Below are 16,554 nucleotides of genomic sequence, written 5' to 3'. Positions count from 1 at the left end.
CAGCTCGAACAGGCGATGGAGGCGCTGCGCTGCCCGCCGTCCGACGCACCTGTCACCAATTTGTCGGGTGGTGAGAAGCGCCGCGTGGCTTTGTGCCGGCTGCTGCTCGAAAAGCCCGACATTCTGCTGCTCGACGAGCCGACCAACCACCTCGACGCCGAGAGCGTGTCGTGGCTGGAGAATTTTCTGAAGGAATATACCGGCAACGTCATCCTCGTCACCCACGATCGTTACTTCCTCGACAACGTCGTCAACTGGGTGCTCGAGCTCGATCGCGGGCGTTACTACACCTACGAGTCGAATTACTCAGGGTACTTGGAGAAGAAGGCCAAGCGGCTGGAGCAGGAGGAGCGCGAGGAGGCGGGACGCCAGCGCGCGATCGCCGACGAGCTCGCCTGGATGCGCCAGACCCCCAAGGCCCGCCAGACCAAGTCCAAGGCGCGCATCCGGGCGTTTGACGAGTTGATGGAGAAGCAGGAGAACCGCGTCGCGGGCAAGGCGCAGATTCTGATCCAGCTGCCCGAGCGTCTGGGCGGGAAGGTGATCGAGGCCAAGGGGCTGACCAAATCGTACGGCGATAAGCTGCTGTTCGACGGGCTCGACTTCACGCTGCCGCCTGGCGGCATCGTCGGCGTGATCGGCCCCAACGGCGCGGGCAAGTCGACGTTGTTCAAGCTCATCACTGGGCAGGAGCAGCCCGACGGCGGCACGATCGAGGTCGGCTCGACGGTCAAGCTCGGCTACGTCGACCAGAGCCGCGACCACCTCGATCCGAACAAGAACGTGTGGCAGGAAATTTCCGACGAGCTGGAGGTGTTCCGCTTCGGCAAGCAGGAGTTGGGCACGCGCGCCTACGTCGGCGCGTTCAACTTTCGCGGGCCCGACCAGCAGAAGAAGGTCGGCCAGCTGTCAGGCGGTGAGCGCAACCGCGTTCACATGGCCAAGATGCTGAAGGAGGGCGGCAACGTTCTGCTGCTCGATGAGCCGACCAACGACCTCGACGTCGAGACGCTGCGTGCGCTTGAGGAAGCACTGGAGACGTTCGCCGGCTGCGCCGTGGTCATCAGCCACGATCGCTTCTTCCTCGATCGGCTCTGCACCCATATCCTGGCGTTCGAAGGCGACAGCCATGTCGAATGGTTCGAAGGCAATTTCGAAGCGTATGAGGAAGACAAGCGCCGCCGGATGGGCGACGCGGCGGATCGGCCGACGCGTCTGGCGTACAAGAAGCTGACGCGCTGACCGGATGCCGGTGGTCGAGGAAAACGGGGCGGGGTCGGACGATCCCGCCGATGCGATCCGCTATCGCCTCGACCAGCAGCGCATATTGGCCGAATTCGGCGGTATCGCGCTGCGCAGCCGGGACATTGACGAAATCGTCCGCGCGTCGGTCGAACTGGCCGCGCGTGGAATGCGGACCCGACTTGCCAAATTCCTGCACCATGATGCGGCGCGCGGCGGGCTGATCGTTCGTGCCGGCATCGGCTGGAACGAGGGCGTGGTCGGCGGCGCGGAGATGGGCGACGACATGGCCTCGCCCGCGGGCTTCGCGTTCCAGACCGGCGAGGCGGTGATCTCCAACCACCTGCGCGACGAGAAGCGCTTTCGCACGCCCGGCTTTATGGCGGACCATGGCGTCAAGCGCGCGATCAACGTGCTGGTCGAGGCGAACGGCAACCGCTTCGGCGTGCTGGAGGTCGACAGCCGCTCGGACGGCCGGTTCGAGGAAGACGACCTGGCGTTCATGCAGGGCTTCGCGAACCTGATCGGCGTTGCGATCGAGCGGCTGGAGGCGGAAAACAACCTGCGCGCCGCGATCGAGCATCAGGAACTGCTGACCCGCGAGGCATCGCACCGGGTCAAGAACAGCCTGGCGATGGTGTCGGCGATGCTCAACCTGCAGATGCGCGAGGACGACGATCCCCGCGTGCAGCGGATGCTGGGCGATGCGCAGGCGCGAATCGTCGCGATCGGACAGGCGCATGACCAGCTGTGGCAGGGCGACCGCGTCGGTGTCGTCGCGCTCGACCGGTTGCTGTGCGGCATCGTCGAGCAGTTGAAGGAACAGGCGCCCGACCACGCGATCGACTGCGACATCGCGCCGCTGGTGGTCAGCGGCGATACCGCGATCCCGCTGGGGCTGCTGCTGACCGAACTGGTCACGAATGCGATCAAATATGCCTATGGCGAGGGCGGCGGGCCGGTGCGAATCGAAACCCGCTGCGAGGATGGTCAGCTATGGCTGGAGGTCGTCGATCACGGGCAGGGCTTGCCGGCGGAGTTCGATCCGGCGGCGGCGCGCCCCACCAGCCTGGGGATGCGGATGGTCACCAGCCTGGCGCGGCAGCTGGGGGGTACGCTGCGGTTCGAGGATGCCGCTCCGGGGACGCATGTCGCGTTCGCGATGCCGTTGCCCGAGGCGGTGTAGGCAGGCCTTCCATCCTTCAAACCCGCTTGACGAATACCCCGGTGTCGCGCCGCTCCACCTCGAACGCCTTCACCTTCTCGATCAGGTCCGACAGCCGCTTGAACCCGTAATTCCGTGTATCGAAGCTCGACCGGTTCGCCGCACGCTGGCCGACTTCGGACAGGCTGGCAAAGCCGCGCTTGTCGACCTTCGATGCGTCATAGGCGTCCGAAAGCAGTTTCACGAGGGCGGCATCGACCTTCTGGCTCTTGCGCGCCGGGGCGGGGTCGGGCTTGGGCGCCGGCGTCGTTGCGGCGGCAGGGGCCCCGCCGATCGCCGGGGGCAGCGGCATGTTCGCCACATCCTCGACATCCAGCGACGCGACGTCGATGAACCGCGTGCAGCTCTCGCGGAACCCTTCGGGCGTGCGGTCGGTGCCGAAGCCATAGACCGGCACCCCTTCCTGCCGGATGCGCTGGGCCAGCGGCATGAAGTCGCTGTCCGACGACATGATCCCGAACCCGGTGATCCGACCGCGCAACAACAGGTCCATCGCATCGATGGTCATGCGCATGTCGGTCGCGTTCTTGCCCTTGGTGATGTCGAACTGCTGGAACGGTTCGATGCCGTGGCGCATCAACAGCGCCTTCCAGCTTTTCAGGCCCGGCTTCTCCCAATTGCCATAGGCGCGGCGCACATTGACGGTGCCGAATTCGGCCAGCACGGTCAGCACGGAGTCGAGATAGGCGGCGCCGGCATTGTCGGCATCGATCAGCAACGCGACGTTGCCGGTGGGAGCGTTATGGGTGGCCATGGCGCGGGTCTATCGCACGCGATCTCCGCTGGCGACCGAAACCGTCAGTCGCGGTACCGCGCGGCGTCGATGCTCCACGTACCGCCACCGGCGGCCGCCAGGTACAGGAAGGCGAAACAGTACAGCACCGCCGCCTCGCCGCCATTGGCGATCGGGAAGGGGCCTTGCGGCGCATGGACCATGAAATAGGCGACGGCCATCATGCCCGACAGGATGAATGCCACCGGCCGGACGAACAGCCCGACGATCAGCAGCGCCCCGCCGACCAGTTCCAGCACTGCCGAGGCATACAGCATTCCGTTCATCGGCATCGGAAAGGGCGGCAGGCCGAACAGCTTCGACACGCCATGGCTCAGGAACACGAGGCCGAAGACGATCCGCATCGCGGCGAGCAGGCGCGGGGCAAGGGAGGCGGGCAGGGGCATGACGGGCTTCTCCGAAAGGAACTGCCGCTTATGTCGCAGCGGCACGGCCGTTGCCCAAGCGCAAGGATCGAAACGATCCGTTGCACGGCGGTGACGTGGCTGCGCTCCGCGGCAGCGCGGCACGATCCGATCGGCTTGGCGCTGGGTGGATGGTTATCCCCAACGTACCCCGGCGAAGGCCGGGGCCCAGTCGGGGGACGCAGGTAAAATATGGAAAAGCCTTGCCAACTGGACCCCGGCCTCCGCCGGGGTACGTCAGGGCTTTGATGCAATCCGGAGCTGTCCGGAGGACCGGATGTACCCCCGCGCAGGCGGGGGGCCAGAGCCAAGCAAAACAACGACTTGCGTCTGGGACCCTGGACCCCCGCCTGCGCGGGGGTACGCTATCGCCGGGGGCGGGTGGGTGGTGCTTTCGCAAGGTCTTTGCCAAGCGCAGAGCAACGAGAGCCGGAATAATGCCCTCGTCACCCACGGGAGGCCATCATGGATAGGTGATCGCCATCACCTCATATTCCTTTGCCCCTGCCGGCAGCGCGACCGTCCGCACATCGCCGACCGCGCTTCCGCGCAGCGCCCGCGCCATCGGCGAGTTCCAGCCGATTCGCCCGTGCCCGGCATCCGCCTCGTCATCGCCGACCAGTTCCAGCACGCGGTGGTTGTCGTCCTCGTCGGCGATGGTGACGGTCGCGCCGAACCATGCGCGGCCGCGTTCGGTCTGGGTGGCGGGGTCGACGACCCGCGCTGCCTTCATCCGCCTGGCAAGGAACCCCAGCCGCCGGTCGATCTCGCGCAGGCGCTTGCGGCCATAGATATAGTCGCCATTTTCCGACCGGTCGCCGTTGCCGGCGGCCCAGGCGATGACGTCGACCAGCTTCGGACGCTCCTCGCCCAGCAACTGGTCATATTCGGCCTTCAACACGGCATAGCCCGCAGGCGTAATGTAATTCGGACGCGGTTCGCTCATCCCGGTCGGTTCTTCCCCAGATACCAGCTGAGATTGTTCGGTCCGCGCGAGCGGGCCTTGTCGGTGTGGATCAGGTCATAGACGACCGCATTTTCCAGCACCCGCTGCACATAGCCGCGGGTCTCGCTGTACGGGATCTTCTCGACCCAATCGACGACATCGACACCCGGCGTACGCGGGTCGCCATTGGCGCGCAGCCATTTGTTTACGTTACCCGGCCCGGCATTGTACGCCGCCACCGCCAATGGATAGCTGCCGCCATAATAATCGAGCATTCGCTGAATGAAGCTCGACCCCAGCGCCATGTTGTACGACGGGTCGTTCAGCGCGCTCGGGCTGTAGGACAACCCCAGCTTGGTCGCGGTTTCGCGCGCGGTGCCAGGCATCAGCTGCATCAGCCCGCGCGCGCCGGTACGGCTGACGGCGGTGCGGTCGAACTGGCTCTCCTGCCGTGCGATGGCGTGGATCAGCGTGAACTGGTCGCGCTGCGCCCCGCTGACCGGGACCGATGGATAGCCCGCCAGCGTATAGTCGCTATGCCCGTTCACCAGCGCGCTGCGCCCGACCATCACCGACAGGTCGGGGCGGTTGATCGCCTGCGCCAGCTCGACCGCCAGTGCATGGTCGGTGTCGCTGCGCGCATCCTCCGCGATCTTGCGGATGAACAACCCTTGGTCGGCAACTTGACCGGTGCGGCCCAGATAGCGCGTCGCCTTTACCACGTCGCTGTTCATGTACGCCGCGCGGACGGCGGGCGGGATCGCGGCCGGATCGGCGGTGTTGCTCGGCGCGCGTAAGGGACGGCCGATGCGTTCGCTGGCGAGCTGTCCGTAATACAGGTCGCCCAAGTCGGCGGCCTGCGCGTACCAGCGATCGGCGGTGGGTCGGTCGCCCGCCATCTCCGCCGCGCGACCGGCCCAGTAATAGCCCTTGGTCCGCACGGTCGGGGTGCGCGATCCGCTGGCATAGCGCGCGAACATGCCCGTCGCATCGCTGCGCCGGTTCAGCTTCTGCAGCGCCACCGTGCCCGCCAGCCAGGCGAGGCTGGTATAGTCGTCACGCTCGCCATAGGCGGCGTCCGCAATGACCGTGCCGGCGGGAAAGGCATCGTCGATCTGCGATGCGATGCGATAGGCCAGGTCGAACTGGCTGTCGGCCTGCGCAGCCTTCGCATTGGTCAGCAGCACTTCGAGCCACTCCTCGACATCGCCCGGCGTCCGCGACAATCGGCGCGGCTGGGCGAGGTAGGAGCGTGCCGCCCCCGACTGGCCCGATCCGCGCAGCCAGCTGGCACGGTCGCCGATATAGCCTGGATCGGCGCGGTCGACGCCGGCCTGTTCGCCGCGCACGCTGGCATCCGCCGCATTGGTGCGGAACGCCATCCGCGCGTCGAAGGTCGGGCGCATTGCGGTCGAGACATAGCTGATCTGGCGACCGGCCGCAGTCGTTGCCCCCTGCCACAGCAGCCGGTCCATCCGCGCATCGTGATCCTGCGGGGTGAGCGCAGAGGCGAACCGCCCGAGCAGCTTCGCCTCGTCATTGGGGCGCAGCGCACCCCGGCGCCACGCGGCGCGCGCCGCTTCCTGCGCCTCGGCCATCCGCCCGCTTGCCGCCAGCGCCTCCGCCATGTGCAGTCGCCCGGCGGCGGTCAGCGGCGGGAACCGGTCGAAGAATCGCAAGGTCGTCGCCGGGTCCTGCGCACCATCGGCCAGCACCGTCTCCGCCGCCGCGCGCCGGCTGGTTTCGCCGGGAAAACCGGGATGCGCCAGCAGGAACCGGGCATAGTCGGTGAAGGGGTAATTGTCCGATTGCTGCAGCCGTTTCCAGTCGGCCAGTACCGGCTGGATCGGGTCGTAGGCCGGGGTCTGCGCCACCGGCTGGACCATCGGTCGGGCGGGCAGGGGGACCGGCTGCACCATCGGCTGGGCAGGGGCAGGGACAGGGGTTTGCGCGGCGGGAGTGAACATCCCGGCGGCCATGGCGGCGCTCGTGACGCCGGTGAGCAGGAACGCGCTCTTGAACACGGTGGTCAGCATACTGGACATGATATGGAAGCCCGCCCTATCTGTCGCCACCTTTTCGGCCCAAATCTCAGTCTGCGGAGCGCGTTTTCCATGTTTTCCGGTTCGATTCCCGCGCTCGTCACCCCGTTTGCCGACGGCCGGTTCGACGAAGCATCGTTCCGTGCCCTGGTCGACTGGCAGATCGAAAGCGGGTCGAGCGCACTCGTCCCCTGTGGCACCACCGGCGAAGCGGCGACGATGACGATCGAGGAGCATGACCATGTCGTGCGCGTCTGCGTCGACCAGGCGCGGGGCCGGGTGCCGGTGATCGCGGGCTGCGGGTCGAACGACACCGCCGTCGCGCTGCACCACATCCATGCCGCGAAGGCGGCGGGCGCTGCCGCCGCGTTGCTGGTCCCGCCCTATTACAACCGCCCCAACCAAGAGGGGGTGTTCCGCCATTTCGAGGTGCTGGCGCGCGAAGGCGGGCTGCCGATCATGCTCTACAACGTCCCCGGCCGCACGATCACCGACATCAATGTCGAAACGGTCGAGCGCATCGTGAAGGCGTTCCCGGACGTCGTGGTCGGGATCAAGGACGCGACCGGACAGATGGCGCGCGTCGCCGAACACCGGCTGCGCTGCGGCACCGGCTTTGCCCAGCTGTCGGGCAATGACGACATGGCGCTCGCCTTCAACGCGATGGGCGGGGTCGGCGCGATTTCGGTCACCGCCAACGTCGCGCCCGCCCTGTGCGCCGAGTTCCAGGACGCCTGCACCGCCGGCGACTATGCCCGTGCATTGACCATCCAGGACCGGCTGTTTCCGCTCCACGCCGCGCTGTTCAGCGATGCGTCGCCCGGCCCGGTCAAATATGCGCTGGGCCGGGTGCGTCCGGGGTTCCCGACCGACCTGCGCCTGCCGATGACACCCGCGTCCGAAGCATCGCGGGCGGCGGTCGATGCCGCGCTCGCCTATGCCGGGCTGGTACGCTGAGGGGGAGATCCATTGCCGTGACGGGGGCAGCGGCGTAACACGCGGGGCATATGCCAAACGGACCCCTTTCAGTGCAGACGGTGACCGGCGCGGAGATCGCCGCGCGAGACTGGTCGACCCACCCGCTTGGCCCGATCGACGGCTGGCCGGTATCGCTGCGGTCGCTGCTGGCGATGATCCTGTCCTGTCCCACGCCGATGTTCCTGGCATGGGGGCCGGAGCTGCGCTGTTTCTACAACGACGCCTATCGCCCGCTGCTGGGCGTTCGGATTGCCGGATCGCTGGGTGAGCGGTTCGACGTCGTCTGGTCGAACATCTGGAATGAACTGATCCCGCTGGTCGACAAGACCATGGCCGGCGGCCATGTCGTCGCGACCGACATGAAGCTGGACCTCGCCCGCACCGGGGAGCCGGAGGATAGCTGGTGGAGCTTCACCTATTCCCCCGCCTTTGACGATGCCGGCCGCATCGCCGGCCTGTTGTGTGTGACCGGAGAGACGACGGCGCGCGTCGTCGCGGAGCGGGAACGTGCCGCTGCCGACGAACGGCTGCAGCTGGCGCTGTCGGCGGGGCGCAATATCGGGGCGTGGGACTGGGACGTACAGGCGAATATCGTCCGCGCCGACACCCGTTTCGCGCTGCTCTATGGCGTCGATCCGACGCTGGCGGAGCAGGGCGCATCGATCGCCACCTTCTTCGAAGGGATTCATCCCGACGACCTGACCGAGACGCAGCGCGCGATCGAACGCGCGATGGACCCGGCGGGCGATGGCACGCTGGTCGCCGAATATCGTGTCATCGGTCGTGACGGGGGAGCGCGTTGGGTTTCGGCGCAGGGCCGTTGTACGTTTGACGATAGCGGCCGTCCGGTGCGGTTCCCCGGCGTCAGCTACGACATCGACGATCGCAAGCAGGCCGAGCTGGCCGCCCTTGCGGCCAAGGCCGAACGTGAATTCGTCCTGCAATTGAGCGCCCGGCAACGCGCCGCGACCGATCCCGATGCGATCATGCGCTTTACCGCCCGTGCGCTGGGCGAATGGCTGCGCGTGTCACGGGTCGGCTTTGCCCGGATCGCGGCCAATCGCGTGCGGTACATGGGCGGGTGGAACGATGGCGTCCTGCCGCCGCTGCTTGGCGAACATTCGCTCGACCGCTTCGGGCGGGACAATACCGCGCTGCTGCGCGCCGGGCGGACGATCGTGTCCGACGAATTCGCGACCGATCCGGCCTTTGTCGAGAGCGAGGCATCGTCCTATTCCGCCATATCCGGGCTGTGCGTGCCGCTACGCCATGACGGCCGGCTGGAAGGGTTGCTGATCGTCGGCCATGGCGTCCCGCGGCACTGGCTGCCCGGTGAGATCGCGCTGCTGCAGGAAGTGGCGGAGATCAGCTGGGTCACCGTCCAGCGCGCCGACGCGCTCCTCCGGCTGGAGGCGAAGGTCGGGCGGCAGGACGCACAGCTCGAACGCGTCGCAACCGAACTCCACAACGCCGCCAGCGCCCGCGCCGCCGCCGAGACGCAGGTGCGCCAGTTGCAGAAGATGGAGGCGGTGGGCCAGCTGACCGGCGGCATCGCGCATGATTTCAACAACATGCTGGCGGTCGTCATCGGCGGCCTCGACATGATCGAACGCCGCATCGCCGCCGGTCGTGGCGATGTGGGACGCTATGTCGAGGCGGCGAAGGACGGCGCGACCCGTGCTGCCGCGCTCACCCAGCGGCTGCTCGCCTTTTCGCGCCAGTCGCCGCTGTCGCCCGAACCGGTCGAGGGCAATCGCCTGATCGCCGACCTGACCGAGCTGCTCACCCGAACGTTGGGCGAACCGATCGCGGTCGAAACGGTGCTGAGCGCCGGGCTGTGGCGGGCGGAAGCCGACCGGGGGCAGCTGGAAAATGCCATCGTCAACCTTGCGGTCAACGCGCGCGACGCGATGGCCGATGGCGGCAAGCTGACCATCGAGACGGCGAACGCGCATGTCGGCGACGATTATGCGCGCGAGGCCGACATGGCGGCGGGCCAATATGTGATGATCGCGGTCACCGACACCGGCACCGGCATGGCCCCCGACGTGCTGGCCAAGGCGTTCGAACCGTTCTTCACGACCAAGCCGGTGGGGCGCGGCACCGGCCTCGGCCTCAGCCAGGTGTTCGGCTTCGTCCGGCAATCGCGCGGCCATGTCCGCATCTATTCCGAACCGGGCGTCGGTACGACGGTCCGCCTCTACCTACCGCGCTTCTATGGCGAGACGCCGACCCCGACGCCGCGCGCGACCGAAGAACCGGTCCGCCGGGGCAGGCCGGACGAAATGGTGCTGGTGGTCGAGGACGAACCGCGCGTCCGCAGCTTCTCGGTCGAGGTGCTGCGCGACCTGGGCTACGGCGTCCTCCACGCGTCGAACGGGGTGGAGGCGCTGGCGCTGCTCGAACAGGGGGTGCGCGTCACCTTGCTGTTCACCGACGTCGTGATGCCCGGCATGACCGGTCGCGAACTCGCCGATCGGGCATTGGCAATGCGGCCCGGCCTGCGCGTGCTGTACACGACCGGCTATACCCGCAACGCCGTGGTGCATAACGGCGTGCTGGACCCCGGCACGCGGTTGTTGCCCAAGCCGTTCGGCGTGGACGAACTGGCGCGGAAGGTGCGCGAGGCGCTCGACGCATAAAGATCCTCCCCGCTGCGCGGGGAGGGGGACCAGCCGCAGGCTGGTGGAGGGGCGTCGCCGCACACGCAACCGTTCCGTATGCGGCCAACCCACTCCACCCCCGCTTCGCGGCGGTCCCCATCCCCGCGAGCGGGGAGGAGCGCGACGGACGCTTCCCCTTCGCCCCCCGACACCCTATGTCCCGCGCATGAGCCGTCCGCGTCCCCAGCTGTTCGACAAGAAGAAGACCGTCGCCGAAAACCGCCGCGCGCGGTTCGATTACGAGATCGACACGGTGTATGAAGCCGGCATCGCGCTCACCGGAACCGAGGTGAAGTCGCTGCGCTTCGGCGAAGGATCGATCACCGAAAGCTATGCCGATGTCCGCGATGGGCAGGTGTGGCTCATCAATTCGAACGTGCCCGAATTCAGCCATGGCAACCGGTTCAATCACGAACCGCGCCGCCCGCGTAAACTGCTGCTTCACGAACGTGAGATAAACAAAATGCACGGCGCGGTGGCGCGCGACGGCATGACGCTGATCGCGCTCTCCGTCTATTTCAACGGCAAGGGGCGGGCGAAGGTCGAACTGGCATTGGCCAAGGGGCGCAAGACCCACGACAAGCGCGAGCATATCAAGGAACGGGACTGGAAGCGTGAACAGGGAAGGTTGCTCCGCGACCGTGGCTGACCTGCGAGGCGACGATGACCGGCGGCTGGGCGCGCGCGCGCTGCGCTGGATTCGCGCCAACCTGCCGACGCGCGAATCGATGGAGGCGAACCGGTTCCTGCGGCCCGTCGCGCACCGGGTCCTGGCCCCCGAACTGTGGCGCTTCACCCGCCGCTCGGTTCCGCGCGGGGTCGCGCTGGGCATGTTCACCGGCATCCTGATTCCGCTGGGCCAGATTCCGGCCTCCGCCGTCCTCGCGCTGCCGCTGCGCGCGAACGTCCCGGCGGCGGCGCTGACGACCTTTTTCACGAACCCGATCACCACGCCGCTGCTGTTCATCCTCTACTACAAGGTCGGGGCGTGGCTGTTGCACCTCGACCGCGTGGTGCCGGGCGATCCGATCGGCAACGCTGTCGCCGCCCCGCCGGGCTGGCTCGAATGGCTGGTGGCGGAGGTGGGACCCGCGACCGCGCTCGGCATGGTCGTGTGTTCGGTGGCCGGCGCGGTGCTTGGCTATGCCATCGCGGCGCTCGGCTGGCGGTGGTGGATCGCCGCAAAGTGGAAGCGGCGCGGGCATGGGGGGCGTGCCTGATCCCACCCGCCAACTGAACCCCTATTCCATCCACCACCTCGTTTGCTTCGAGCGCAGGTTCGAGCCTGTCGAGAACCGAAGTCGAGAAGGGGTTGCCCAAAGCACGCCGTTCTCGACGGACGCTTCTCGACTTCGCTCGAAGCTGCTCGAACCGAACGGTAGGGTGGGGGTACGGCAAACCAGATATTGACGATCGATAAGCCGGGGTGCAGCATTGCGGTATCACCCGATACGAAGAGGCTTATTCGATGCGGCGTAGTTTCGTCCTCACCACCCTGCTTGCGGCGTCGGCCCTGTCGGCTTGCACCACCGCGCCGACCGGCCCGGTCGAAACCGCCGCGACCACGCCGGCGCCTGCGCCCGAAGCAGCGGCACCCAAGCCCGAGATCGGCGATTTCGGCTTCGACGTGGCCGGCATGGACCGCAGCGTGAAGCCGGGCGACAATTTCTACAAATATGCCAACGGCAACTGGGAACGCATCACCCCGATCCCGGCCGACAAGTCGAACTACGGCATGTTCACCGCGCTGGACGACCTGTCGAAGACGCGCACCCGCGAACTGCTCGACGCGGCGAAGGGCGATCCCAATTCGAAGATCGGCACCGCCTATGCGACCTATCTCGACCAGGCGGCGATCGAGGCGAAGGGCCTTGCCCCGATCCAGCCCTGGCTGAACGAGATCAAGGGCCTGTCGTCGAAGGCCGGCTATGCCGCGCTCGCGGCCAAGGCGTCGCAGGCGGGCGTCGGTGCGCCGTTCGGTGCCTATGTCGGTCCGGACGACAAGCAGCCGACCGTCTATGCGCTACAAACCGCGCAGGGCGGTCTGGGGATGCCCGACCGCGACTATTATCTGTCGACCGACGCCAAGCTGGTCGAACAGCGCAAGGCCTATGAGGCGCACCTCGCCAAGATGCTGACGCTGGCGGGCGAACCCAATGCCGCCGCGCGCGCCGCCGCGATCGTCGCGTTCGAAACCCAGATCGCGAAGGCGCACTGGACGCGGATCGAAAGCCGCGATGCGAACAAGACCTATAACAAGATGACCGTCGCCGAGCTGCAGCGCCGTGCGCCGGGCTTCGACTTCGCCACCTATTTCCGGGGTCTGGGCGCCAACACCACCGACGTGATCGTCGCCCAGCCGACTGCGTTCACCGGCATGGCGAAGGTCATCGGCGCCGCGCCGCTCGGCGTGCTGAAGGACCAGATGCTGGTCCGCTCGCTCGACAGCTTCGCCAGCGTCCTGCCGCAGAAATTCGACCAGGAGAGCTTCGCCTTCTTTGGCACGGTCCTGTCGGGCACGCCGCAGCAGGAGGAACGCTGGAAGCGCGCGGTCGACTTCACCGCCGATGCGGTCGCCGACGACGTCAGCAAGGCCTATGTCGCCAAATATTTCCCGCCCGCGACCAAGGCGGCGGCGGACGAACTGGTCCGTAACGTAACGCAGGCGATGGGCCGCCGGATCGACAATCTCGACTGGATGGCACCGGAAACCAAGGCGAAGGCACGCGCCAAGCTCGCCGCATTCACGCCCAAGATCGGCTACCCGGACCAGTGGCGCGACATGAGCGACCTGACGATCACGCCGGGCGATGCGTACGGCAACATGGTCCGCGCGAACCAGTGGCAGCAGCGCTACAACGTGCAGCATCTGGGCAAGCCGATCCAGAAGTGGGAATGGTTCATGACCCCCATGACCGTGAACGCCTATGCGAACCCGGTGATGAACGAGATCGTGTTCCCCGCCGCGATCCTGCAGCCGCCCTTCTTCGACCCGAATGCCGATCCGGCGGTCAATTACGGCGCGATCGGCGCGGTGATCGGACACGAGATCAGCCACCATTTCGACGATCAGGGCCGCAAGTACGATGTCAACGGCAGCCTCACCGATTGGTGGACGTCCGAGGACGTGAAGCGCTTCGAGGAACGCACCGCCGCGCTGGTCAAGCAATATGACGCGTACGAGCCGCTGCCCGGCCTGCACGTGAAGGGCGAACTGACGCTGGGCGAGAACATCGCCGACCTGGCCGGCCTGACCGCCGCGTGGGACGCGTACACCCATGCCTATCCGAACGATCAGAAGGTGATCGACGGCTTCGGCCCCGAACAGCGCTTCTACCTCGGCTGGGCGCAGGTGTGGCGGCGCAGCTACCGCGAGGCGAACCTGCGCCAGCGGCTGCTGACCGACCCGCACAGCCCGTCCGAACAGCGCGCGTGGGTCGTCCGCAACCTCGATCCGTGGTATCAGGGCTACAAGCCGGCGATGGGCGAGTATCTGTTCCTGCCAGCCGACAAGCGCGTCCGTATCTGGTAAGGGCGTTTCGGCTTCTCCTTCCATATCGTGCCCCGGCGAAGGCCGGGGCCCAGTTGGGGGCCGGCCTCCGCTGGGGTACGGTATGAGGTAGGGGAACCGCCCCAAACCAAAGCCGTACCCCCGCGCAGGCGGGGGTCCAGAGCCAGGTAGACTGACGTTGGCTATCCGGGCCCTGGACCCCCGCCTCCGCGGGGGTACGCCTTGCCACAGGCACCACACCCCGCCAGACCCCGTCCGATCGCACCCCCGCGCCCGATCGGCCGACACCCCGCTTGACGCCGCCCCCCGAACCACCCCAACAGCCTTGTCATGCTGTCGAAATCCCCATCCGCCTCCACATCGATCCTGCCGCTTGCCATCGCGCTGGTGGCGGGGGGTATCGCGGCGGCGCTGATCCTGTGGACGATCGGCAGCCTTCCCGTCGCGATCGGATTCGTCGCGGCGGCGATCGTGCTGGCGGGCGTGGCGCTCGGCCTTCGCCACTGGACCGGCGGTGCCGAGGTGGCGGAGCCGGTGGTCGACTGGTCGCTGGCGCAGACCCTTGCCTCGGTCAGTCCGCACGCGGTGGCGGTGACCGATCGCGCGGGGCGGCTGGTATGTGCCAACGACCGCTATGCCGCGCTGTTTGGCGGCTATCCCACCCCGCCGGGCGTATTGGGCGAGGGCGTCGATGCCAGCGCGCTGTCGGGAGCCGCGCGGGCCGCATGGCGCGATGGCGAGGCGAAGGTGACCGTGCGACAGGGTGACGCCCCCGTCGTGGCGACACTGGCCCGTGCCGGCGAATCGATGCTCGTCTGGCGCTTCGAAGGGGGACAGGCGATCGCCGAGGCGGTGACGATGCGCGCCATGATCGCGGGCGACGCGGGCGAGCGGCTGGGCACGGCGGGCGTCATGGTCGCGCTGCTCAGCGCCGATGGCCGTATCCGCGCCGCCAACCGCGTCTTCCGTGCGCGTGCCGTGGGTAACGAGGACGCCGCGATCGAGGGGCGCGACTTCGCCCGCTTCCTCGTCACCGACAATCGCGGCCGGGTCCGCTTCGAACGCGAAGGGCTGGGCGGCGACCCCTTGCGCATCGTGCAGGTGCCGTTCGTCGACGATCCCGCCGGGCCAATGCTGGTCGCGATGCTGGATGAGGAAGAGGCGCCGGTCGGCCTGATGCCGATCGCAGCACCTGGATCGGCGGCGCAGGTCCGCGCGCTCGTCTCGCTGCTGCCGGTCGGCATGGCGCTGGTCGATCGCGACGGGCGCTTCCTTCACATGAACGATGCCTTCGTCCGCGCGACCGGCGTCAATCCCGTCGCCCCGCCGCTCTATCCCGGCGACCTGGTGGTGCGCGAGGACAAGGCGGCGTTGGCCGATGCGGTCCGTCGCTTTGCCGGCGGGGCGCAGCACAGCGCCGACATGGCGGTGCGGCTGAACGACCGTGCCGACGAACCGATCGCGCTGTCGATCGCCGGCGCGCGGGGCCTGGGCGAGGCTGCCGTCGTCCTGTCGCTGCGCGATACGGGGGAGGAGGGCAAGCTGAAGCGGCAGGTGGCGCAGGCGACCAAGATGCAGGCGGTCGGCCAGCTCGCGGGCGGCGTCGCGCATGATTTCAACAACATCCTGACCGCGATCATCGGCCATTGCGACCTGATGCTGATGCGCCATTCCCCCGGCGACAGCGACTATGACGACATCCAGCAAATCCGCGCCAATTCGAACCGTGCCGCCAGCCTGACGCGCCAACTGCTCGCCTTCTCGCGGCAGCAGACGCTGCGCCCGCAGGTGCTGCAGCTGCCCGACGTCATTTCGGAGGTGTCGAACCTGCTGAAGCGCCTGCTCGGCGAAACGGTGCAACTGGTCGTCAACCACGGCCGGGGGCTGGGTTCGGTCCGCGCCGATCCAGGGCAGCTCGAACAGGTCGTCGTCAACCTCGCGGTCAATGCCCGCGACGCGATGCTGGCGCAGGGCGGCAACCGCAACGTGCTGACCATCGAGACGCTGGCGACCAGCGCGCAGGAGGTGCGCGCGATGGACGACGACGTGCTGCCGGTCGGCGACTATGTGACGCTGAAGGTATCCGACACCGGCACCGGCATTCCCGCCGACGTGCTGCCCAAGATCTTCGAACCCTTCTTCACGACCAAGGAAGTGGGCAAGGGCACCGGACTCGGCCTGTCGACCGTCTATGGCATCATCAAGCAGTCGGGCGGCTATATCTTTGCCGAATCGCGCGCCGGGCAGGGCTCGACCTTCGTCATTCATCTGCCGGTCCATGCCGCCGCCGCCGAAGCGCCGCGCCTTGGCACCAATCCGAAGCTGAAGAGCGAACCGGCCGAGCCGGCATGGGGATCGGGTACGATTCTTCTGGTGGAGGACGAGGATATGGTCCGCGCCATCGCCGAACGTGCGCTGACGCGACAGGGCTATACGGTGATGACCGCCGAACATGGCGAGGCCGCGCTGGAGCTGCTGGCCGGCCGGCCGCATATCGATCTGCTGATTTCCGACGTGGTCATGCCGACGATGGACGGCCCGACGATGGTCGGCCATGTCCGCAAAGTCTATCCGACGCTGCCGATCCTGTTCATGTCGGGCTATGCCGAGGAACAATTGCGCCGTTCGATTGATCTGGATCAAGTATCGTTCCTGCCAAAGCCGTTTTCGGTGCAACAATTGGCGACCGCCGCGCGCGATGCGCTGGCAAAGTCCTGAACAGCCTGCGAATTGGGTTGCGGTGTTCCTGC

Annotated in this window: 12 protein-coding genes; 8 read left to right on the top strand and 4 right to left on the bottom strand. The window is 67.3% G+C overall.

From position 1 onward, the window contains the following. Both ettA and QZ755_RS10805 read left to right on the top strand, forming a co-directional pair. Positions 1-1,242: energy-dependent translational throttle protein EttA (gene ettA / locus QZ755_RS10810; protein ID WP_294322681.1), on the top strand; the 1,242-nt coding region annotated here is incomplete at its 5' end. Positions 1,243-1,252: 10 nt separating this feature from the next. After that, the gene (locus QZ755_RS10805) at positions 1,253-2,428 is read left to right on the top strand and encodes a histidine kinase dimerization/phosphoacceptor domain -containing protein (protein ID WP_294322680.1); all 1,176 of its coding nucleotides are present in this window, start codon (positions 1,253-1,255) and stop codon (positions 2,426-2,428) included. A 16-nt stretch (positions 2,429-2,444) separates the two neighbouring features. Here the strand turns inward: QZ755_RS10805 and QZ755_RS10800 are convergent, their stop codons facing one another. The 4 genes from QZ755_RS10800 to QZ755_RS10785 all read right to left on the bottom strand — a co-directional run bounded on the left by QZ755_RS10800 (position 2,445) and on the right by QZ755_RS10785 (position 6,655). Continuing rightward, entirely contained in the window at positions 2,445-3,221 is a 777-nt protein-coding gene (locus tag QZ755_RS10800) for an NYN domain-containing protein (protein WP_294322679.1), read from the bottom strand. Positions 3,222-3,265: 44 nt separating this feature from the next. After that, a complete protein-coding gene (locus tag QZ755_RS10795; protein ID WP_294322676.1) occupies positions 3,266-3,646 on the bottom strand; it encodes a DoxX family protein in 381 nt (126 codons plus the stop codon). A gap of 481 nt (positions 3,647-4,127) precedes the next feature. After that, positions 4,128-4,610 (bottom strand): transcription elongation factor GreB, encoded by a 483-nt coding sequence (gene greB, locus QZ755_RS10790; protein WP_294322675.1) that lies wholly within the window; start codon positions 4,608-4,610, stop codon positions 4,128-4,130. Next, positions 4,607-6,655: a transglycosylase SLT domain-containing protein gene (locus tag QZ755_RS10785; RefSeq protein ID WP_294322673.1), complete on the bottom strand. Its 2,049-nt coding sequence runs from the start codon at positions 6,653-6,655 to the stop codon at positions 4,607-4,609. The genes greB and QZ755_RS10785 overlap by 4 nt, the downstream gene beginning before the upstream one ends. 69 nt (positions 6,656-6,724) lie before the next feature. On the opposite strand from QZ755_RS10785, the gene dapA reads away from it, so the two are divergent. From dapA to QZ755_RS10755, 6 genes are all read left to right on the top strand, one after another. Next, positions 6,725-7,609 carry a 4-hydroxy-tetrahydrodipicolinate synthase gene (gene dapA / locus QZ755_RS10780; RefSeq protein ID WP_294322671.1) on the top strand — a complete coding sequence of 295 codons (885 nt, stop codon included), beginning with the start codon at positions 6,725-6,727 and terminating at the stop codon, positions 7,607-7,609. A 71-nt stretch (positions 7,610-7,680) separates the two neighbouring features. Beyond that, positions 7,681-10,272, top strand: a complete 2,592-nt coding sequence (locus QZ755_RS10775) for an ATP-binding protein (RefSeq protein WP_294322670.1) — start codon at positions 7,681-7,683, stop codon at positions 10,270-10,272. Between the two features lie 187 nt (positions 10,273-10,459). Beyond that, positions 10,460-10,942: an SsrA-binding protein SmpB gene (gene smpB / locus QZ755_RS10770; RefSeq protein WP_294322668.1), complete on the top strand. Its 483-nt coding sequence runs from the start codon at positions 10,460-10,462 to the stop codon at positions 10,940-10,942. Positions 10,943-11,021: 79 nt separating this feature from the next. Then, positions 11,022-11,513, top strand: coding sequence for a DUF2062 domain-containing protein (locus QZ755_RS10765; RefSeq protein ID WP_294322688.1), 492 nt, complete (start codon positions 11,022-11,024; stop codon positions 11,511-11,513). Between the two features lie 248 nt (positions 11,514-11,761). Continuing rightward, positions 11,762-13,825, top strand: coding sequence for a M13 family metallopeptidase (locus QZ755_RS10760; protein WP_294322667.1), 2,064 nt, complete (start codon positions 11,762-11,764; stop codon positions 13,823-13,825). Between the two features lie 309 nt (positions 13,826-14,134). Beyond that, entirely contained in the window at positions 14,135-16,522 is a 2,388-nt protein-coding gene (locus QZ755_RS10755) for an ATP-binding protein (protein WP_294322664.1), read from the top strand. Positions 16,523-16,554 lie beyond the last annotated feature (32 nt).

It is taken from the genome of uncultured Sphingomonas sp. (genome assembly GCF_913776855.1).
In the GTDB taxonomy this organism is placed as follows: Bacteria; Pseudomonadota; Alphaproteobacteria; order Sphingomonadales; family Sphingomonadaceae; genus Sphingomonas.
Note: the sequence above shows the minus strand (reverse complement) of the source record. Positions and strands in the feature narration are given on the sequence as shown.